The organism is Pseudonocardia sp. Ae717_Ps2 (assembly GCF_001932475.1).
In the GTDB taxonomy this organism is placed as follows: domain Bacteria; phylum Actinomycetota; class Actinomycetes; order Mycobacteriales; family Pseudonocardiaceae; genus Pseudonocardia.
The window spans coordinates 2,988,088-3,007,469 of sequence record NZ_MCIS01000001.1 but is presented as its reverse complement, the minus strand read 5'-3'; the positions used below and the strand labels follow the sequence as shown (position 1 = coordinate 3,007,469).

Annotated in this window: 19 protein-coding genes and 1 pseudogene; 11 read left to right on the top strand and 9 right to left on the bottom strand. The window is 74.4% G+C overall.

Features of this window, described 5'->3' with window-relative positions:
• Positions 1–11 precede the first annotated feature (11 nt).
• The 9 genes from yvcK (at position 12) to Ae717Ps2_RS13950 (ending at position 8,202) form a co-directional block, all read left to right on the top strand.
• Positions 12–1,043, top strand: coding sequence for a uridine diphosphate-N-acetylglucosamine-binding protein YvcK (gene yvcK / locus Ae717Ps2_RS13990; protein ID WP_083696365.1), 1,032 nt, complete (start codon positions 12–14; stop codon positions 1,041–1,043).
• Complete coding sequence (gene whiA / locus Ae717Ps2_RS13985) at positions 1,034–2,029, top strand: DNA-binding protein WhiA (RefSeq protein ID WP_075333478.1); 996 nt, start codon at positions 1,034–1,036, stop codon at positions 2,027–2,029. The genes yvcK and whiA overlap by 10 nt, the downstream gene beginning before the upstream one ends.
• A gap of 53 nt (positions 2,030–2,082) precedes the next feature.
• A complete protein-coding gene (locus Ae717Ps2_RS13980) occupies positions 2,083–2,871 on the top strand; it encodes a hypothetical protein (protein WP_075306109.1) in 789 nt (262 codons plus the stop codon).
• A 312-nt stretch (positions 2,872–3,183) separates the two neighbouring features.
• A complete protein-coding gene (gene gap / locus Ae717Ps2_RS13975; protein ID WP_020627706.1) occupies positions 3,184–4,197 on the top strand; it encodes a type I glyceraldehyde-3-phosphate dehydrogenase in 1,014 nt (337 codons plus the stop codon).
• A complete protein-coding gene (gene pgk / locus Ae717Ps2_RS13970) occupies positions 4,194–5,375 on the top strand; it encodes a phosphoglycerate kinase (RefSeq protein WP_075306113.1) in 1,182 nt (393 codons plus the stop codon). The genes gap and pgk overlap by 4 nt, the downstream gene beginning before the upstream one ends.
• The gene (gene tpiA / locus Ae717Ps2_RS13965) at positions 5,375–6,163 is read left to right on the top strand and encodes a triose-phosphate isomerase (protein WP_075333477.1); all 789 of its coding nucleotides are present in this window, start codon (positions 5,375–5,377) and stop codon (positions 6,161–6,163) included. Before pgk ends, tpiA begins: the two co-directional genes overlap by 1 nt.
• Positions 6,164–6,279: 116 nt before the next feature.
• Positions 6,280–6,513 carry a preprotein translocase subunit SecG gene (gene secG, locus Ae717Ps2_RS13960; RefSeq protein WP_020627703.1) on the top strand — a complete coding sequence of 78 codons (234 nt, stop codon included), beginning with the start codon at positions 6,280–6,282 and terminating at the stop codon, positions 6,511–6,513.
• 28 nt (positions 6,514–6,541) lie between these two features.
• Positions 6,542–6,883 carry an RNA polymerase-binding protein RbpA gene (locus Ae717Ps2_RS13955; RefSeq protein ID WP_020627702.1) on the top strand — a complete coding sequence of 114 codons (342 nt, stop codon included), beginning with the start codon at positions 6,542–6,544 and terminating at the stop codon, positions 6,881–6,883.
• Between the two features lie 62 nt (positions 6,884–6,945).
• Positions 6,946–8,202, top strand: coding sequence for a TrpB-like pyridoxal phosphate-dependent enzyme (locus Ae717Ps2_RS13950; RefSeq protein WP_075306115.1), 1,257 nt, complete (start codon positions 6,946–6,948; stop codon positions 8,200–8,202).
• Between the two features lie 69 nt (positions 8,203–8,271).
• Here Ae717Ps2_RS13950 and Ae717Ps2_RS13945 read toward each other — a convergent pair whose 3' ends face one another.
• Entirely contained in the window at positions 8,272–8,694 is a 423-nt protein-coding gene (locus tag Ae717Ps2_RS13945; RefSeq protein ID WP_075306117.1) for a DoxX family protein, read from the bottom strand.
• Between the two features lie 318 nt (positions 8,695–9,012).
• Here Ae717Ps2_RS13945 and Ae717Ps2_RS13940 point away from each other — a divergent pair, with 318 nt between their 5' ends.
• Positions 9,013–10,332 carry an ammonium transporter gene (locus Ae717Ps2_RS13940; protein WP_051050460.1) on the top strand — a complete coding sequence of 440 codons (1,320 nt, stop codon included), beginning with the start codon at positions 9,013–9,015 and terminating at the stop codon, positions 10,330–10,332.
• Positions 10,329–10,667, top strand: coding sequence for a P-II family nitrogen regulator (locus tag Ae717Ps2_RS13935; RefSeq protein ID WP_075306119.1), 339 nt, complete (start codon positions 10,329–10,331; stop codon positions 10,665–10,667). Before Ae717Ps2_RS13940 ends, Ae717Ps2_RS13935 begins: the two co-directional genes overlap by 4 nt.
• 5 nt (positions 10,668–10,672) lie before the next feature.
• On the opposite strand, the gene Ae717Ps2_RS38255 is transcribed toward Ae717Ps2_RS13935, so the two are convergent.
• The 8 genes and pseudogenes from Ae717Ps2_RS38255 to tal form a co-directional block, all read right to left on the bottom strand.
• Complete coding sequence (locus Ae717Ps2_RS38255) at positions 10,673–11,116, bottom strand: hypothetical protein (protein ID WP_233147555.1); 444 nt, start codon at positions 11,114–11,116, stop codon at positions 10,673–10,675.
• 151 nt (positions 11,117–11,267) lie between these two features.
• Positions 11,268–11,879: pseudogene (locus Ae717Ps2_RS40345) on the bottom strand (patatin-like phospholipase family protein); the annotation flags it as partial.
• Positions 11,880–11,954: 75 nt separating this feature from the next.
• Positions 11,955–13,154: a formate-dependent phosphoribosylglycinamide formyltransferase gene (gene purT, locus Ae717Ps2_RS13925; protein WP_075306121.1), complete on the bottom strand. Its 1,200-nt coding sequence runs from the start codon at positions 13,152–13,154 to the stop codon at positions 11,955–11,957.
• 77 nt (positions 13,155–13,231) lie between these two features.
• On the bottom strand, positions 13,232–14,023 hold the full coding sequence (gene pgl, locus Ae717Ps2_RS13920; protein WP_075306123.1) for a 6-phosphogluconolactonase: 792 nt from the start codon (positions 14,021–14,023) through the stop codon (positions 13,232–13,234).
• Complete coding sequence (gene opcA, locus Ae717Ps2_RS13915; protein WP_075306125.1) at positions 14,020–14,970, bottom strand: glucose-6-phosphate dehydrogenase assembly protein OpcA; 951 nt, start codon at positions 14,968–14,970, stop codon at positions 14,020–14,022. The genes pgl and opcA overlap by 4 nt, the downstream gene beginning before the upstream one ends.
• 40 nt (positions 14,971–15,010) lie before the next feature.
• Complete coding sequence (gene zwf, locus Ae717Ps2_RS13910; protein WP_020626160.1) at positions 15,011–16,555, bottom strand: glucose-6-phosphate dehydrogenase; 1,545 nt, start codon at positions 16,553–16,555, stop codon at positions 15,011–15,013.
• Between the two features lie 42 nt (positions 16,556–16,597).
• The gene (locus Ae717Ps2_RS36105) at positions 16,598–18,262 is read right to left on the bottom strand and encodes a hypothetical protein (protein ID WP_075306127.1); all 1,665 of its coding nucleotides are present in this window, start codon (positions 18,260–18,262) and stop codon (positions 16,598–16,600) included.
• The gene (gene tal, locus Ae717Ps2_RS13900; protein WP_043280211.1) at positions 18,263–19,372 is read right to left on the bottom strand and encodes a transaldolase; all 1,110 of its coding nucleotides are present in this window, start codon (positions 19,370–19,372) and stop codon (positions 18,263–18,265) included.
• Positions 19,373–19,382 lie beyond the last annotated feature (10 nt).

Genomic DNA, 19,382 nt, shown 5'->3' with positions numbered 1-19,382 from the left:
ACGGCGGGGGACTGCGGGTGGTCGCGCTCGGCGGCGGGCACGGCCTGCACGCCACGCTGACCGCGCTGCGTCGGTGCCCGCCGGTCACCGACATCACCGCCGTGGTCACCGTCGCCGACGACGGCGGTTCCTCCGGGCGGCTGCGCCGCGAGCTCGGTCTGCTCCCGCCCGGCGACCTGCGGATGGCGCTGGCCGCCCTCGCCGGTGACGACGAGCGGGGCCGCTTCTGGTCCGGGCTGGTCCAGCACCGCTTCGGCGGGACCGGCGCCCTGGCCGGGCACGCGGTGGGCAACCTGCTCCTCGCCGGGCTGCTGGAGCGCGACGGCGACCCGGTGCGGGCGCTGGCGACCGTCGGCGAGCTGATGGGCTGTGCCGGGCGGGTGCTGCCGATGGCCCGGGTGCCGCTGGACATCGAGGCGGAGGTCGCGCTGGACGGCGTGGACGGTGCCCACCTGATCCGGGGCCAGGTCGCCGTCGCCGCCACCCCCGGCCGGGTGCGCCGGGTCTGGCTGCGGCCCGAGAGCCCGCCGGCCTGCGACGAGGCCGTGCGTGCGGTGCGCGACGCCGACGTCGTGCTGCTCGGACCCGGCTCGTGGTTCACCAGCGTGCTCCCGCACCTGCTGGTGCCGGAGCTGCGTGCGGCACTGCTGGAGACCGTGGCGGCCCGGGTCGTGCTGCTCAACCTGGCCCCCGAGCCGGGGGAGACCGCCGGCTTCTCCCCCGAACAGCACCTTGAAGTACTGTCCGGGCACGCTCCCGGGCTGCGGGTGCACGCCGTCCTGGCCGACGCCGGGTCGGTGAGCCTGCCGGACCGGCTGGACGCGGCCGCCGCCGACCTGCTGGTCCCCGGCGGGCGGGTGTGGTCGGCCGCCGTCGCCGACGCCCGGGCGTCGACCCCACGTCACGACCCGGACGCACTGGCCGGGGCACTCGTCGACGTGTTCGGTGCTCTGGCCCCCGGCCGGATCCCGGCGGAGAACGGCACCCACGACAGCCCGCAGCACGACAGCCCGCAGCGTGGAAGGAGCTCCCGATGGCCATGACCGCCACGGTGAAGGACGAGCTGAGCCGGCTCACCGTCACCAAGCAGTCGTCGCGGCGTGCGGAGGTCGCCTCGTTGCTCCGCTTCGCGGGCGGCCTGCACATCGTGGGCGGCCGGGTGGTGATCGAGGCCGAGGTCGGCACCGGCTCGGTCGCCCGCCGGCTGCGCCGCGAGATCCACGAGCTCTACGGCCACACCGCCGACGCGCACGTGATCACCGCGGGCGGGCTGCGCCGCAGCGCCCGCTACGTGATCCGGGTGATCCGCGACGGCGAGGGGCTCGCCCGCCAGACCGGGCTGCTCGACAACCGGGGCCGCCCGGTGCGCGGGCTGCCGCCGCCCGTGGTCTCCGGTGACCTGTCCGACGCCGAGGCCGCCTGGCGCGGCGCGTTCCTCGCGCACGGCTCGCTGACCGAGCCGGGCCGCAGCTCCGCCCTGGAGGTCACCTGCCCCGGCCCGGAGGCCGCGCTGGCGCTGGTCGGCGCGGCACGCAGGCTGGGTGTCACGGCGAAGGCCCGCGAGGTCCGCGGCGCCGACCGGGTCGTCGTCCGCGACGGCGACGCGATCGGCGCGCTGCTGACCAGGATGGGCGCCCACCAGAGCGTGCTGTCCTGGGAGGAGCGGCGGATGCGCCGCGAGGTCCGGGCGACGGCGAACCGGCTGGCGAACTTCGACGACGCGAACCTGCGCCGTTCGGCACGGGCCGCGGTCGCCGCGGCGGCCCGGGTCAGCCGCGCCCTGGAGATCCTCGGCGACGAGGTGCCCGAGCACCTGCAGGCCGCCGGCCGGCTGCGGGCCGAGCACACCCAGGCGTCGCTGGAGGAGCTGGGCCAGCTGGCCGACCCGCCGATGACCAAGGACGCGGTGGCCGGCCGGATCCGGCGGCTGCTGCAGACCGCGGACAAGAAGGCCGCCGAGCTCGGCATCCCCGACACCGAGTCCGCCGTCACCGCCGAGATGCTCGAGGAGGACGGCGGCGGGCGCTGACCCCGGTCACACCCCGTCACGAGAGGTTGCGCAGCGTCGGGCATGATGCCCTCGTGACGATCCCGGGCTCCACCCTCCTCGCCGTCCATCTCGATCGATCCAGCACGCTGCGGCCGCTCCTGCCCGCACTGCGCTCCGGTCTCGCCGACCTGCTCGCCGAGCAGGACGCCCACGACGGTGACCTGCAGGTCGTCGTCGCCACCGGGGACGACCTCACCCGCTCGCTGCCCGACGGCACGCACCCGCCCGCCGTCCCGGTCGGCGCCGGTGAGGCCCGGACCGCACTGCCCGCGAAGCTCCGCCCGCTGGGCGGCCCGGACCTGCGCGGCGGCGCGGCCCGGCTGCTCGGCGCCGTCGGCGACGAGCTCGCCGCCCGCGACGAGGCCGACCGCCCCGAGCGGGTCGTCGTCCTGCTCGTCGGGGAGGGCGCCGTGGGCGACACCTCCGCGGTCCGCGAGCGCATCGTCCACCAGCAGAACACCTACGCCTGGGAGTTCGTGCTGGTCGACGTGACCACCGGCACGATCCCGGCCACCGCCGGTGCCCGGGCGGCCGCGTCCGAGGAGAACCGGGGCGAGGGCGGGGACGCCGCCGTCGCCGTCGCCGAGCGCCCCGCGGGCGACGGTGCCGAGCGGTTCGGCGTGCCGGCCACCGCGACCATCACCGCAGGCCCGGGGGCCGCCGGCGTGACCGCCGCGCTGTCCGCGGCGTCGGCGTTCGTGACCCGGGCCCGTGCCGGGCGCCCGCACGAGCCGGTCGAGGGCTTCTCCGACGACGAGCGCGCCGCCGCCGAGGTCCCCGACACCCGTCCGGGCTGGCGCCGCCTGCTCCGCCTGGCCTGAGCACCCACCCGACGGCCCCGTGACCCGCCCGGGCACGGGGCCGCCGGGTGTCCGGATACCGGCCGGTACCGGTCCGTCCCCACACCGGGGACCGTCCGGAGCGCTCCGACCGTGCCCGACCGCGGAGCGCGGCGCAGGTCACGGGCCCTACGGGCGTCGCGACGGCCGATGCGCCGATAGGGTGGCTGCCGAGCACGGCACGCGCCGGCGCCCGCACGGGTGTCGACCCGCGATCGACCTGCCACACCCCACCGCCGGGACCCGGCGGGCCGGGGGAGAAGACGACAGGCACGACGAGCCCTGGAGGCATCTGTGACGGTCCGCGTAGGAGTCAACGGCTTCGGCCGCATCGGCCGGAACTTCTGGCGGGCGGTGGACGCCCAGCGCGCCGCCGGCACCACGGACATCGAGATCGTCGCGGTGAACGACATCACCGACAACGCGACCCTCGCGCACCTGCTGAAGTACGACTCGATCCTCGGGCGCCTGCCCTACGAGGTCAGCACCTCCGGCGACGAGATCGTCGTCGACGGCAAGGGCTTCAAGGGCCTGGCCGTCCGCGACCCCGCCGAGCTGCCCTGGAAGGACCTGGGCGTCGACGTCGTCGTCGAGTCGACCGGCATCTTCACCAAGCGCGAGGCCGCGGCCAAGCACCTCGACGGCGGCGCCAAGAAGGTCGTCATCTCCGCCCCGGCGACCGACGAGGACATCACCATCGTCAAGGGCGTCAACGACGGCGACTACGACGGTTCGCAGACGATCATCTCCAACGCGTCCTGCACCACGAACTGCCTCGCCCCGCTGGCGAAGGTCCTCGACGACCTGCTCGGGATCGAGAAGGGTCTGATGACCACGATCCACGCCTACACCCAGGACCAGAACCTGCAGGACGGCCCGCACAAGGACCTGCGCCGCGCCCGCGCCGCCGCCCTCAACGTCGTCCCCACCTCCACCGGTGCGGCGAAGGCGATCTCGCTGGTCATGCCGCACCTCAAGGGCAAGCTCGACGGCTACGCGCTGCGGGTGCCGATCCCCACCGGCTCGGCCACCGACCTGACCGTCGACGTCCGCAAGGAGGCGTCGGTCGAGGAGATCAACGCGGCGTTCAAGGCGGCCGCCGAGGGCCCGCTCAAGGGCATCCTCAAGTACACCGAGGACCCGATCGTCTCCTCCGACATCGTGACCGACCCGCACTCGACGATCTTCGACGCCGGTCTGACCAAGGTCATCGGCAACCAGGTCAAGGTCGTCGGCTGGTACGACAACGAGTGGGGCTACTCCAACCGGCTCGTCGACATCACCGGTCTGGTGGCGTCGAAGCTGTGAGGACCCTCGACGACCTCGTCGCCGAGGGCGTGCAGGGCCGGACCGTCCTGGTCCGCAGCGATCTGAACGTTCCCCTCGACGACGACCGGAACATCACCGACGACGGCCGCATCCGCGCGTCCGTGCCGACGATCAACGCCCTCTACGAGGGCGGCGCCCGGGTCGTCGTCACCGCGCACCTCGGCCGTCCGAAGAACGGGCCGGACGAGAAGCTCTCGCTGGCCCCGGTCGCGCAGCGGCTCGGCGAGCTGCTCGGCGCCCCGGTGCGCCTGGTGCAGCTCGGCACGCCGCTACCGTCGATGGCCGCCGGTGACGTCGTACTGCTGGAGAACATCCGGTTCGACGCCCGAGAGACCAGCAAGGACGACGCCGAGCGCGGCGCGTTCGCCGACGAGCTCGTCGCCCTGGTCGGCGAGGACGCGGCGTTCGTGTCCGACGGGTTCGGCGTGGTGCACCGCAAGCAGGCGTCGGTCTACGACGTCGCCCAGCGGCTCGACCCCTACGCCGGCGGGCTCGTCCTGTCCGAGGTCGAGGTGCTCCGCACCCTGACCGGGAACCCGGAGCGACCGTACGCGGTCGTGCTCGGCGGCTCGAAGGTCTCGGACAAGCTCGCCGTGATCGAGGCGCTGCTGCCCAAGGTCGACACCCTGCTCGTGGGCGGCGGGATGTGCTTTACGTTCCTGGCCGCCCGGGGCCACGGCGTCGGGTCCTCGCTGCTGGAGGCCGACCAGGTCGAGGTCTGCCGGACGCTGCTGGAGTCCGGCAAGATCGTCCTGCCGACCGACGTCGTCGTCGCCGACGCGTTCTCCGCGGACGCGAACACGAAGACGGTGTCGGTCGAGGAGATCGCCGACGGCTGGATGGGCCTGGACATCGGGCCCGACTCGGTGCGGGAGTTCGCGGCCCGCATCGCCGACGCGAAGACGATCTTCTGGAACGGCCCGATGGGCGTGTTCGAGCTGGCGCCGTTCGCCGAGGGCACCCGCGGCGTGGCGCAGGCGATCGCGGACGGCGACGCCTTCTCCGTCGTCGGTGGCGGGGACTCCGCCGCCGCGGTCCGGGCGCTCGGCATCGCCGAGGACGCCTTCTCCCACATCTCCACCGGGGGCGGCGCGTCCCTGGAGTTCCTGGAGGGCGCGACCCTGCCGGGTGTCGCCGTGCTGGAGGAGAACGCCTGATGGCCACCCGCAAGCCGCTGATCGCCGGCAACTGGAAGATGAACCTCCACCACCTCGAGGCCATCGCGGTGGTGCAGAAGCTCGCCTTCGCCCTGCCCGACCGCTACCTCGACAAGGTCGAGGTCGCCGTCCTGCCGCCGTTCACCGACATCCGCAGCGTGCAGACGCTGATCGACGGGGACAAGCTGCGCCTCGTGCACGGGGCCCAGGACCTGTCCCCGCACGACTCCGGTGCCTACACCGGTGACGTGTCGGGGGTCATGCTGGCCAAGCTGGGCTGCACCTACGTCGTCGTCGGGCACTCCGAGCGCCGCGAGATCCACGGCGAGGACGACGCCGTCGTCAACGCCAAGGTGCACGCCGCGCTCAAGCACGGGCTCACCCCGATCCTGTGCGTCGGCGAGGGCCTGGACGTCCGCGAGGCCGGCACCCACGTGCAGCACTGCACCGAGCAGCTGCGCGCGGCGCTGAAGGGCGTCACCGCGGAGCAGGCCGCCGGGATCGTGCTCGCCTACGAGCCGGTCTGGGCGATCGGCACCGGCAAGGTGGCGGGTCCGGCCGACGCGCAGGAGGTCTGCGCCTCGCTGCGCGCGACGCTGGCCGAGCTGTACTCCGACGAGGTGGCCGGCGGCGTCCGCATCCTCTACGGCGGCTCGGTGAAGTCGTCGAACGTGGGCGAGATCGTGGCCCGGCCCGATGTCGACGGCGCCCTCGTCGGCGGGGCCAGCCTGGACGCCGAGGAGTTCGCGAAGCTCTCGGCGATCGCCGCGGGCGGCCCGCTCCCGTGACCGGCAACCACTAGCACCGGCACGACCACCGCGGCCCCGGTCCCCTCGTGAGGGGGCCGGGGCCGCTGGAGTATTCTCGGCCACTCCGGCGAGCGACCACTGATGGGGAAGCGCACGTGATCCTGACCCTCCAGATCATCCTGATCGTGACCAGCCTCCTGCTGATCGCGATGGTCCTGCTGCAGCGCAGCAAGGGTGGTGGTCTGACCAGCCTCTTCGGTGGCGGCGTGCAGTCGAGCCTGTCCGGCTCGGCGGCGGCGGACCGCAACATCGCTCGCTACACGGTCTTCGTCGGCCTCATCTGGCTCATCGCGGTGGTCGGCAACGGCCTGCTGCTGGCCACCGGCTGACGGTCGGACGGACGAGAGGGAGCGGGGCATGGCAGGCGGCAACGCGATCCGCGGTACCCGGGTCGGTGCGGGCCCGATGGGCGAGAACGAGCGGGGCGAGACCGCCCCGCGCGAGCGCATCCCCTTCTACTGCGCGAACGGGCACGTCAACAACACCTGGTTCGCCGCGGAGGCCGAGGTCCCCGAGACCTGGGACTGCCCGCGCTGCGGGCTGCCGGGCGGGCGCGACGCGGAGAACCCGCCCGCCGCGCCCCGCACCGAGCCGTACAAGACGCACCTGGCGTACGTGAAGGAGCGGCGCAGCGACGCCGACGGGGAGGCCATCCTCGAGGAGGCCCTCGGCCGGCTGCGGGCGTCCCGGGAGCTCTGACCCCGAACCCGCGGCCCGCCCGGGTCGTGACCGGGCACACGTTCCGGTTAGATTCGGTGGTCATGAGCCGCTGGACGCTGCCCCCGGACCGGATCCCCTCGGCGTGGTTCAACGTCGTGCCGCACCTGCCGACGCCGCCGCAGCCGCCCCTGCACCCCGGGACCCGAGAGCCGGTGGTCCCGGACGACCTGGCTCCGCTGTTCCCGGCCGCCCTGATCGAGCAGGAGGCCAGCGCGGAGCCGTGGATCGACGTCCCCGGTGAGGTCCTCGACATCCTGAGGCTCTGGCGGCCCACGCCGCTGGTCCGCGCGACCCGCCTGGAGAAGGCGCTGGGCACCCCGGCGCGCATCTACTTCAAGGACGAGTCGATCTCGCCCTCGGGCAGCCACAAGACGAACACGGCGGTGGCCCAGGCGTTCTACAACGCCCGGGAGGGCACCACCCGGCTCACCACCGAGACCGGCGCCGGCCAGTGGGGGACCGCGCTGGCGTTCGCGTCCGCCCAGTTCGACCTGGACCTGAAGGTCTACATGGTGCGAGCGTCCTACGGGCAGAAGCCCTACCGGCGGATCGCGATCGAGACCTGGGGCGGGGAGGTCGTGCCGTCCCCGGTCGACGAGCCCGACCAGCCCGGCTCACTGGGCTCGGCCATCTCCGACGCGGTCCGCGACTGCGTCGGCCGCTCCGACACCCACTACGCACTCGGCTCGGTGCTCAACCACGTGCTGCTCCACCAGACCGTGATCGGTCTGGAGGCCAAGGAACAGCTGGCGCTGGCGGGGGAGCGGCTGCCCGACGTCGTCATCGCGCCCTGCGGCGGCGGGTCCAACCTGGGCGGCATCTCCTTCCCGTTCGTGCCGGACCCCGGCGTGCGGCTGCTCGCCGTCGAGCCGCTGTCCTGCCCGACGCTGACCCAGGGCCGCTACGACTACGACTTCGGCGACACCGCGGGTCTCACCCCGCTCATGCCGATGTACACCCTGGGCCACGACTTCGTGCCGCCGTCGATCCACGCCGGCGGTCTGCGCTACCACGGTGACTCGCCGCTGGTGTCGTCGCTGGTCAAGGACGAGCGGATGGAGGCCGTCGCCTACCCGCAGGGCAAGGTGTTCGAGGCCGCCATCCAGTTCGCGCGCGCCGAGGGCAAGATCCCGGCGCCGGAGTGCGGGCACGCCATCGCCGCCACCGTCGACGAGGCGCTCGCCGCGAAGGAGACCGGGGAGGAGAAGGTGATCCTCTTCAACTACTGCGGCCACGGCTTCCTCGACCTCGCCGCCTACGACGACTACACCCACGGCCGGCTCGACGAGATGGGCTGAGCCCCCGGGCACGTGACGACGGCCCGGCACCCCCGTGGCGGGAGTGCCGGGCCGTCACCGTGCGGGCGGTCAGCGGCGCAGGCCACCGACCAGGGCCGCGGTGTCGTGGCGGCGGGCCCACGCGACCACGCACACCGCCACCAGGGTCAGCGCCGGGAAGGCGACCATCGCGGGCATCAGCACCACGGTGACCGCGGTGGCCCCCACCATCAGCACCACCTGGCAGGCCGCGGCGAGCCCGCACAGCCGCGGGACGAGCAGCGCCACCGCGCCCGCCAGCTCCAGCCACCCGACGACGACCATCCCGGCCGTCCCCAGCCCCAGCAGGTCGAAGCCGGCGACCGCGACCGGATCGGCTCCGATCTTCGGCACGGCGGCCATGACGAAGATCCCGGCGAGCAGCACCTGCAGCACCCACAGGCCCACGGTGACGGCGCGCGGCCGGCGGGGACGGGCGGTGGTGGACGCGGACTCGGTGCGGATGGCGGTCATGACGGTCTCCCTCGATGGTGCGGCCCCGGGCCGGGGCCGCCGCCGTAAGGGGGAGACCGCACCCCGCGCCGGAACTCATCGGTCCGGTCCTGCCCCCGGTCCGGTCCGTGCCGTCGGTGCCGTGTGTCGCATGGGCGGCGTCTGCGTGCCCCGCGCCGGGTGCCCGGACCCGACACCCATCGGAAACCACGCATGGTTGCTCCACGAAACACCGCGGGCGAACGATCCCTGCCGGGGTCGGGGAACTGCGACGACGGAGGACGCGTGGGCGTGAATGCGGGAGACACCGCGTGGGTGCTGGTCAGCGCCGCGCTGGTGATGTTGATGACGCCGGGACTGGCGTTCTTCTACGGCGGGATGACCCGCAGCAAGTCCGTGCTCAACATGCTGATGATGAGCACCATCTGTCTGGCCGTGGTCAGCGTCCTGTGGGCGCTGTACGGCTACAGCTGGGCCTTCGGCAACGACGTGGGCGGCGGCCTCCTCGGCGGCGGCGAGTTCGCCGGGCTGGCGAACACCGTCGGCGCGATGGTCGGCGTCGGCAGCGACTCGGCCCCGTGGCCGGGGCCCGACGCTCTGCCCGCGCTGGCGTTCGTGATGTTCCAGCTCATGTTCGCGGTCATCACCCCGGCCCTGATCTCCGGCGCCGTCGCGGACCGCACGAAGTTCTGGGGCTGGACCGCCTTCGTCGTGCTCTGGGTGACCATCGTGTACTTCCCGGTCGCGCACTGGGTGTTCGCCTTCGACGGGTTCACCGGCCCGGACAACGTCGGCGGCTGGATCGCCAACACCCTCAAGGCCGAGGACTTCGCCGGCGGCACCGCGGTGCACATCAACGCCGGTGCCGCGGCGCTCGCGCTGGCGATCGTGCTCGGCAAGCGGCGCGGCTGGCCGCGCGAGCCGATGCGCCCGCACAACCTGCCCTTCGTGCTGCTGGGCATGGCGCTGCTGTGGTTCGGGTGGTTCGGCTTCAACGCCGGTTCCGCGCTCGCCGCCGGTGACCTCGCCGCGACGGCGTTCACCAACACCATGCTCGCCACCGCCACCGCGCTGATCGGGTGGCTGCTCGTGGAGCAGTTCCGCGACGGGCGTCCCACCACCCTCGGTGCGGCCTCGGGGGCCGTCGCCGGGCTGGTCGCGATCACCCCGGCCTGCGGGTTCGTGCGGCCGGTCGGGGCGCTGGCCATCGGGCTCATTGCCGGTGCGGTGTGCGCGCTGGCCGTCGGGCTGAAGTTCCGGTTCGGCCTCGACGACTCCCTCGACGTCGTCGGCGTCCACCTCGTCGGCGGCATCGTGGGCACCCTGCTCATCGGCTTCTTCGGCGACAACAGCGTCAACTCCGCCGCCGCCGGCGACAACGGCCTGTTCTACGGCGGTGGATTGGTCCAGCTGGGCCGTCAGGCACTCGCCGCGGGCGCCGTGCTGCTGTACTCCTTCGTCGTCGCGCTGGTCCTCGGTTACCTGATCAAGGTGACCATCGGGTTCCGCATCGACGAGGAGAACGAGGCCACCGGCATCGACGAGACCGAGCACGCCGAGACCGCCTACGACTTCTCGTCGCTGGGCACCCGCGCGCTCGCCGGGGCCTCGCGCCCCGCGACGCCGGCCACCCGCGAACCCGTGGGGGAGACCCGATGAAGCTCGTGACCGCCATCGTCAAGCCGTTCGCGCTGGAGGACGTCCGCGCCACGCTCGAACGCCTCGGCGTGCTCGGGCTGACCGTCGGGGAGGTCCGCGGGCACGGCAGGCAGAAGGGGCACACCGAGATCTACCGCGGCGCGGAGTACTCGGTGGACTACGTGCCCAAGGTGCGCATCGAGACCGTCGTCGACGACGACCTCGTCGACAAGGTCGTCGACGCCGTCGCCGAGGCGGCGCGCACGGGCAAGATCGGCGACGGGAAGATCTGGGTGCAGCCGGTCGAGACCATCGTGCGGGTCCGCACGGGCGAACGCGGCAGCGACGCCGTCTGAGCCGGTCAGCGCGTCGCCGGGCGGGCCGTCCGGCGACGCGCGACCCCGCCCGCGGGTGCGGTGCCCGCCGCGTGCGCCGCACCCAGCTCCGCCGCCGCGGCGGCGAACGCCGGGTCGAAGAACAGGAAGCTGAGCAGCTCCGCGCCGTGGGTGGTGTCGGCGTCCGGCACCGCGCCGCCGACCAGCCGTTCCAGCACGGCCAGCGACGGGTTCCGCAGCGCGCGCAGCCCGCCGTACTCGCGGCGGCGCACCGCGTCGGCCAGCTCCGCCAGCTCGGTGGCCCGGTCGGCGGGCGGCCCGGCGAACCAGGTCGCGATCCGGCGGTGCCGCCGGTCCTCGCCGCGCTCGACCAGCGCGTTGACCGCGCGCAGGGTCCGCAGGTCCTCGGTCACCCCGGCGCCCAGCACGATGCGCAGCGCCAGCGCGGCGACCGCGTACACGTCGGGCACCCGGTCGGCGGGGGGACAGCGCTGCGGCGGACGCGCCGAACGGCACGTCGGGTGTCGTCGCGACGACCCCGACCCGGTCGGCGCCCAGGCGCAGCGCGGGCTTCAGCGGGGTGTTGAGCCGGACCCCGCCGTCGAGGTACCAGCCGGCCGCCTCCCCCTCGATGCGGCGCGGGGCGAACAGCACCGGCACCGCGGCCGAGGCGAGCAGGTGGTCGGGGCCCAGCCGGGCGTCGACGTAGCGGATGTCGCGCCCCGGGTCGTATGGCGGCAGCGCCACGTCCGGCCCACGTTCGACGAACACCGTGGTCCCGCCGGTCCCGGCCGCGGTGCACGCCACGCCGACGGCGTCGACCCGGCCGCGGGCGACGGCGTCGTGCAGCCGGTCCCAGTCGACGACCCGGTCCACCACCGGGCGCAGCCGGTCGGCGTCCAGGAGCCGGGTCACTCGGTCCGGCACCAGCAGCAGCCTGCGCAGCCACGACGGGACCCCGGCGAGGTCACCGAGGTAGGCCGCGGTCGCCTCCACCGCCGACGACGGCAGCGCCACCACCTCGTCGGTGCGCACCGAGGACCAGCGGGCGACGAGCTCGGCGGCCGCGGCGTCCGGGGCGACATCGGCCAGCCCGGCGAGCGCGGCCACGTTCAGCGCACCCGCGCTCGTGCCGACCAGCACCGACGGCGCCGACCACGTCCTTGCCATCCGCGGAAGGAGCTCGGTCAGCGCACCCGCCTCGTAGGCCCCGCGCGCCCCGGCGCCGGCCACGACGACTCCGGTCCGAGCCACCCCGCCAGGCTACCCGCGGTGGCCCCTCCCCAGGGCGACGGCGGGGACCCGCCGTCAGCCCCGCGGCACCGGCCGGACGTGACCGGCGGCGCGGGTCGCGCGCTCCCGGGCGGTGTCGACGTCGTCGGCGTGGGCGACCGCGACGCCCATCCGGCGCCGCTCGGTCGCGGTGGGCTTGCCGAACAGCCGCAGGTCCGCCCCCTCGACCGCGAGCGCCTCGGCGACGCCCTCGTAGGCGGGGGCGTCCATGTCCTTGCCGCCGTAGACCACCGCCGACGCACCCGGGGAGCGCAGTGCGGTGTCCACCGGCAGGCCCAGCACGGCGCGGGCGTGCAGCTCGAACTCCGAGAGCCGCTGGGTCGCCAGGGTGACCAGGCCGGTGTCGTGCGGGCGCGGGCTGACCTCGGAGAACAGCACGGTGTCCCCGCTCCCGTCGCGGCCCTCCCGGACGAACAGCTCCACCCCGAACAGCCCCCACCCACCGAGTGCCTCGGTGATCCGGGCGGAGACGTCGCGGGCGGCGGCCAGCGCGGCGTCGGACATGGGCTGGGGCTGCCAGGACTCGACGTAGTCGCCGGACTCCTGGCGGTGCCCGATCGGCTCGCAGAACGCGGTGCCGCCGGCGTGCCGGACGGTGAGCTGGGTGATTTCGTAGTCGAACTCGACGAAGCCCTCGACGATCACCCGCGGGTTCGACACCCGGGCGCCGGTGCGGGCCTGCTCCCAGGCGGCCTCGGCGTCGTCGGCGCTCTTCAGGACCGACTGCCCCTTGCCCGACGACGACATCACCGGCTTGAGCACGCACGGCAGCCCGACCGTGGCGACGGCGTCGCGGACCTCGTCGAGAGTGTCGGCGAAGACGTAGGGGGAGGTGGGCAGCCCCAGCTCCTCGGCGGCGAGGCGCCGGATGCCCTCGCGGTCCATGGTCAGCTTCGCGGCCCGTGCCGTCGGCACCACGGTCGTCCCGGCCGCCTCGATCTCCAGCAGCGCACCGGTGGCGATGGCCTCGATCTCGGGGATGACGAGATCGGGCGCCTCCTGCTCGATGAGCGTCGCCAGCGTCACCGGGTCGGTCATGTCGATCGCGTGCCAGCGGTGCGCCACCTGGTGCGCGGGTGCGTGCGGGTAGCGGTCGACGGCGACGACCTCCACACCCAGGCGCTGGAACGCGATCGCGACCTCCTTGCCCAGCTCACCCGAGCCGAGCAGCAGCACGCGGGTGGGGTCCGGGCCGAGCGGGGTGCCGATACGCATGACGGGGACCCTAACCGCAGGTCCACCTGCGGCACCCCGCCCGGGCGCGGCATCTCACATCCGCGCCCGGGCGGTGGTCAGGACACCCGGGCGACGAACCCGTCGGGCAGCTCCGCGGCCGCCTCGGTGTCGAGCAGCCAGCGGGTCGTGACGGTGCCGCGGGCCCCGCCGACCGGCAGCTCGGTCTCCGGTGTGCCGGTGAGCGCACCCGCGACGGCCGGTGCCTTGCCCGACCCGGCGGCGACCACCCACACCTCGCGGGAGCGGCGCGCCGCGGCCAGGGTCAGCGAGATCCGGGTCGGCGGCGGCTTCGGGCAGTCGAACACCGCGACGACCGTCGCCGCCTGCTCGTGCACGGCGGGGGAGTCGGGGAACACCGACAGGGTGTGGCCCTCCTCGCCCATCCCGACCAGGGTCACGTCGAACGCCGGGATGCCGTCGTCGTCGGGGCCCGCCAGGTCGTCGAGCAGCCGCGCGTAGTCGGCCGCGGCGGCCAGCGCGTCCTCGCGGGTGCCGCCGCCGGGCGGGGCCGCGGGCATCGGGTGCACCCGGGCCGGGTCCAGCGGGAGCGCGTCGAGCAGCGCCTCGCGGGCCTGGCGGTCGTTGCGCTCGGGGTCGTCGGCGGGGACGAAGCGCTCGTCGCCCCAGAACAGCTCCACCCGGTCCCAGTCGACGGCGTCGCGCGCCGGGGAGGCGGCGACGTCGCGCAACAGCGCGATCCCGACCCCGCCGCCGGTGAGCACCAGCCGTGGCACGGTGCCCGCGGCCTGCAGATCCACCAGCGCGGTGACCAGCCGGGCCGCGGTCGCCGCGGCGAGGGTGTCCTTGTCCGGGTGCACCGCGACCCGGACCTGCGACGTGGCGCTCACGCGCGCACCTTCAGCGGGGTGCGGCCGCGGGTCACCTTCGACACCCCGGCGAGGGCCTCGGCGTACACCTCGTCCGGGTCGAGCCTGCGCAGCTCCTCGGCGAGGCAGTCCGACACCTGCCGGCGCGCCAGCGCGATGAGGCGCTCCGGCTGCCCGGGCTGGCTCAGCCGGGCGGTCTTGCCGTCCGGGCGGGCCAGCTCGACGTCACCGGAGGGGCGCGTCAGCCGGACCAGGGCGAGCCCGTTGTCCTTCTCCGACGGCGAACGCTTCACCTTCACGCCCAGGCACGCGGCGAGCCAGCCCGCGATCAGCTCGGTGGACGGCGACACCGCCTCCCCGGCGACGACCGCCGACGTGATGCCCTCGAACGGCGGCACGTCCAGCGCCGCGGCCAGCTGGGCCCGCCACTGGGTGAGGCGGGTCCAGGTCAGGTCGGTGTCGCCCGGGGCGTAGTCCTTGCGGCGTGCCTCGAAGGCCTTCACCGGGTTCTTCGCCGAGAGCGCGTCGGTGATGCGGCGCTGCGCGAGGCGGCCCACCGCGTCCTCCGACGGCGAGGCCGGTGCCTCGTTCGGCCACCACGCGACGACCGGCGCGTCGGGCAGCAGCAGCGGCATGACCATCCCGGCGCCGGCGTCCGCGTCGGCCAGGGGGCCGTAGCCGCGGAGCACGATGACCTCGCTGGCGCCGGCGTCGCCGCCGACCCGGATCTGGGCGTCGAGCCGCGGCGAGGCCCGGCGCTGCCCGCGGGCCAGCACGATCACCCGGCAGGGGTGCTCGCGGCTGGCCGTGTTCGCGGCGTCCACGGCCCGCTCCAGCTCCGGGCCGTCCTCGGTCAGCACGACCAGGGTCAGCACCCGGCCCAGCGCGAACACGCCGCCGGACTCGCGGAGCTCGACGAGCTTGCGGTTGACCGCCGAGGTGGTGCTCGACGGGAGATCGATGATCACGATGGGGTCTCCGTCTTCTCCGCGACTGCCGTCGGTCCGCTCACGGCCGCCTCCAGTGGCGTCCGGTGCGGGCGAGCATCTCCTCGGCCGAGGTCGGACCCCAGGACCCCGCGGGGTAGGAGTCCGGGCCGCGCTCGTCGGCGGCCCAGTGCTCCAGCACCGGGTCCAGGATCTCCCACGACCGCTCGACCTCCTCGTTCACCGGGAACAGCGACGGCTCGCCGAGCAGCACGTCGAGGATGAGGCGCTCGTAGGCCTCCGGGGACGCCTCGGTGAACGCGTTGCCGTAGCCGAAGTCCATCGTGACGTCGCGGACCTCCATCTGGCTGCCCGGCACCTTCGACCCGAACCGCATGGTGACGCCCTCGTCCGGCTGCACCCGGATGACCAGGGCGTTCTGCCCCAGCTCCTCGGTCATCGTCGCGTCGAACGGCAGGTGCGGCGCACGCTTGAACACCACCGCGATCTCGGTGACGCGCCGGCCCAGGCGCTTGCCGGTGCGCAGGTAGAACGGCACCCCGGCCCAGCGGCGGTTCTCGACCTCGCAGGTGATCGCGGCGAAGGTCTCCGTGGTGGACTCCGGGTTGAAGCCCTCCTCCTCCTTCAGCCCCGGCACCTGCTCGCCGCCCTGCCAGCCGCCCTCGTACTGGCCGCGGGCGGTGGTGGCGTCGAGCGGGTGCGCGAGCTTGACCGCCTTGAGGACCTTGATCTTCTCCGCGCGCAGCTCGTCGGAGGAGAACGACGTCGGCTCCTCCATCGCGGTGAACGCGAGCAGCTGCAGCAGGTGGTTCTGGATGACGTCGCGGGCCGCGCCGATGCCGTCGTAGTAGCCGGCGCGACCGCCCAGGCCGATGTCCTCGGCCATGGTGATCTGGACGTGGTCGACGTAGTTGGCGTTCCAGATCGGCTCGAACAGCTGGTTGGCGAACCGCAGCGCCAGCACGTTCTGGACGGTCTCCTTGCCGAGGTAGTGGTCGATGCGGAACACCGAGTCCTCGGGGAAGACGTCGTTGACGATGGCGTTGAGCTCGATGGCCGAGGTCAGGTCGTGGCCGAACGGCTTCTCGATGACGACCCGCCGCCAGACGTCCGGGTCCTCCTGGGCGGACAGTCCGGAGCGGGCGAGCTGCTTGCAGACCACCGGGAACGCGCCCGGCGGGATCGACAGGTAGAACGCGTGGTTGCCGCCGGTGCCGCGCTTCTCGTCGAGCTCGCGCACGGTGCGCTCCAGCTCGTCGAAGGCGGCGTCGTCGTCGAAGGAGCCCTGGACGAACCGCAGCCCCTCGGCGAGGTGGTCCCACACCTCCTGCCGGAACGGGGTGCGGGCGTGCTCGCGCACGGCCTCGTAGACGACCTGGCCGAAGTCCTCGTTGTCCCAGTCGCGCCGGGCGAAACCGGTCAGGGCGAAGCCCGGCGGCAGCAGCCCCCGGTTGGCGAGGTCGTAGATCGCGGGCATGAGCTTCTTGCGTGACAGGTCCCCCGTCACTCCGAAGATCACCAGTCCGCAGGGGCCGGCGATCCGGGGGAGCCGCTTGTCACGGGGGTCGCGCAGCGGGTTGGTCCGTCCGCCGTTCGCGGTGGGCATCGCCCCTCCTAGTACTGGTGTTCTCGTGATCGGGACACCGGGTCACGGCTCTGTCGATGTGACGGCCCTGGCCAGGGTGACCAGCCCGGCGAGCCGGTCGGTCAGGTGCAGCCGCAGCACCGGACGTCCCCGGCGTCGCTGGTCGTCGATGACCGCCCGGGCCTGTGCCGCGTGCAGGCTATCCAGTCCCGGGCCGGGCGGCGAGGCGCCCGCGCCGACGGATCCCGGAAGATCACCGCCGGGTCCGTCCCCGGTCAGGTGACAGTGCACCGCGACGTCCGGTGCACCGGTGTCGCCGCTGCGGCAGGCCGGGGCCCAGCCGAACGCGACGGGTAGCCCGAGCCGGGCCACCAGTGGCCCGCGCAGCACCGAGACCGAGGCGTCGGACTCCGGGTCCAGCCAGGCCGAGACGACCGCCGGGGCCCCGTCGGCGACGGCGGCCAGCGCGTCGAGCGCACCGGCGACGGTGCGGGTGCCGGCCGGCAGCCAGTCCCCGGCGTGCACCGCGATCCCGCCGTCGACGAACGACGGCGCGGGGTCGGTGCCGTCGGCGGGCGCGGGTGGGGCGGGCGCGAACGGGTCGGTGTCGAGCACCCGCCCGGCCAGCGCCGCGGCGGCCTGCCACAGCACGACCGCGGCCCCCGGTCCGGCGTCGAGCCGCACCGCGCCGTGGCCCGGCCCTGGCCGCGGCCCGGTGCCGTCGGCGTGCACGTCCACGACGCCCGCGGGAGCGGTGGGCTCGCGGGGGCCGGGGCCCGCGCCGACCGGCTCGTCGGGCGGCACCGGCACGACGGTGAGCCCGGCGGCGGTGAGCAGCGGGGCCAGCCAGCCGGTCAGGGCGGGGGAGCGCTCGACGTCGCGCAGGGCGAGCAGCGAGCCGCGGCCCGCGACGAGCGCACCGGCCAGCAGCAGCGCCGGGTTGTCCGGGTCGTCGGCGGCCAGTGCGCGCTCGGCGGCGACGGCGTCGCCCAGGACGGCGGGCACGTCCGCTCCGGCGAGCCCCGCGGGGACCAGCCCGAGCGGTCCCAGTACGCCGAAACGGCCGGGCACGTCGGCGTCGAGGGTGACCACGACCGGACCGGGGTCGGCGGGGACGTCCAGCGGCGAGCCGGGCTCGGTCAGGTGCACGGTGCGCGCGGCGAGTGCCTGTGCGCCGACCTCCTCGGCGATCGCGGCGGCGACCACCCGGGTGACGGCCGCGACCACCGGGTCGGTGCCCGCCGCGTCGGCGACGACGAGGACGGTCTCGGCGAGCTCCCCGGACAGCGCCTCCGCGACCTGCACGGGGTCCGCGGAGTCCAGCGCGGTCAGCCGGGTCCCGTCCGGGGCGGTCCCGGCGACCACCCGGGCCGCGGCGACCGCGTCGGGCGTGCCGACGAGCAGCACCCGGTGCGCACCGGCGACGGCGAACCGCTCGCGCAGCGCGGCGACCTGGCCGACGAGTGGCCGGCTGCGGGTGGCGAGCCCGGCCCAGCCGGTGCGGGGCGGGGCACCCGCCGCGCGGGGCCCCCAGACGCTGGGGTCGCCGTCGGCGAGCCGGGAGGCGACGGTGTCGCCGGCCAGCTCGGCGGCGATCCGCCGGGCCGCCCCGGCGAACGGCTCACCGGCGAGCCGCACCCGCACCGGGGAGGGTGCGGGTACGGCCGGGCCGCCGGTGGCGGCGGAGCCGAGGTCGGCCCCGTCGCCACCGGGAGTGACCTCGTCCAACTACTTCGCGGAGTCGAGCTGGCCGCGGACGGTGTCCTGCAGCTCGGTCCAGGACTTCTCGAACTTCTCGACGCCCTCGTTCTCCAGGGTGAGGAACACGTCGTCGAGGTCGATGCCCTGGCCCTCCAGGTCGGTGAAGACCTGCTGGGACGCCCCGGCGGTGTCGGTGACCTTGTCCCCGTTCACCTCGCCGTGGTCGGCGAAGGCCAGCAGGGTCTTCTCCGGCATCGTGTTGACGGTGTTGTCCACGACCAGCTCGGACACGTACAGCGTGTCCGGGTAGTCGGGGTTCTTCACCCCGGTCGAGGCCCACAGCGGGCGCTGGGCGTGCGCACCCTTCGCGGCGAGGGCGTCCCAGCGGGCGCCGGAGAACGCGTCGCGGTAGGCGGCGTAGGCCAGCCGCGAGTTCGCGACGGCCGCCTTCCCGCGCAGACCGAGCGCCTGCTCGCCGCCGATCGCCTCGAGCCGCTTGTCGATCTCGGAGTCCACACGGGACACGAAGAACGAGCCGACCGAGTGGATCCGGGACAGGTCCTGGCCGTTCTCCAGGGCCTGCTCCAGGCCGGTCAGGTAGGCGTCCATCACGAGCTTGTAGCGCTCGACGGAGAAGATCAGCGTCACGTTCACGCTGATGCCCTCGGCGGTCGCCCGGGTGATGGCCGGCAGGCCCTCCTCGGTCGCCGGGATCTTCACCAGCAGGTTCGGCCGGTCGACGGCCTTGGACAGCTCGCTCGCCTGGGCGGCGGTGCCCTCGGTGTCGTGCGCCAGCCGCGGGTCCACCTCCAGGGAGACCCGGCCGTCGACGCCGCCGGTGCGCTCGAAGACGCCGGAGAACACGTCGCAGGCCTGCTGCACGTCGGCGACGGTGATCTCGCGGATCGCGGTGTCGACGTCGGCGCCCCGGGCGGCGAGCTCGCGGACCTGCGCGTCGTAGGCGGCGCCGTCGGACAGCGCGCCCGCGAAGATCGTCGGGTTGGTGGTGACCCCGACGACGTGCTTGTCCTCGATGAGCTCGGCCAGGTTGCCCGAGGTCAGCCGTTCGCGGGACAGGTCGTCGAGCCAGATGGAGACTCCGGCCGCGGAGAGTGCGGCCAGTCGGTCGTTGCTCACGTTCGCTCCC

Coding starts and splice junctions, on each gene's coding strand:
- Ae717Ps2_RS13935 (WP_075306119.1), top strand. CDS start 10,329: ATGAAGCTCGTGACCGCCATCGTCAAGCCGTTCGCGCTGGAGGACGTC.
- Ae717Ps2_RS13945 (WP_075306117.1), bottom strand. CDS start 8,694: ATGACCGCCATCCGCACCGAGTCCGCGTCCACCACCGCCCGTCCCCGC.
- Ae717Ps2_RS13940 (WP_051050460.1), top strand. CDS start 9,013: ATGTTGATGACGCCGGGACTGGCGTTCTTCTACGGCGGGATGACCCGC.
- zwf (WP_020626160.1), bottom strand. CDS start 16,555: ATGCCCACCGCGAACGGCGGACGGACCAACCCGCTGCGCGACCCCCGT.
- Ae717Ps2_RS13955 (WP_020627702.1), top strand. CDS start 6,542: ATGGCAGGCGGCAACGCGATCCGCGGTACCCGGGTCGGTGCGGGCCCG.
- purT (WP_075306121.1), bottom strand. CDS start 13,154: ATGCGTATCGGCACCCCGCTCGGCCCGGACCCCACCCGCGTGCTGCTG.
- whiA (WP_075333478.1), top strand. CDS start 1,034: ATGGCCATGACCGCCACGGTGAAGGACGAGCTGAGCCGGCTCACCGTC.
- Ae717Ps2_RS13950 (WP_075306115.1), top strand. CDS start 6,946: ATGAGCCGCTGGACGCTGCCCCCGGACCGGATCCCCTCGGCGTGGTTC.
- tpiA (WP_075333477.1), top strand. CDS start 5,375: ATGGCCACCCGCAAGCCGCTGATCGCCGGCAACTGGAAGATGAACCTC.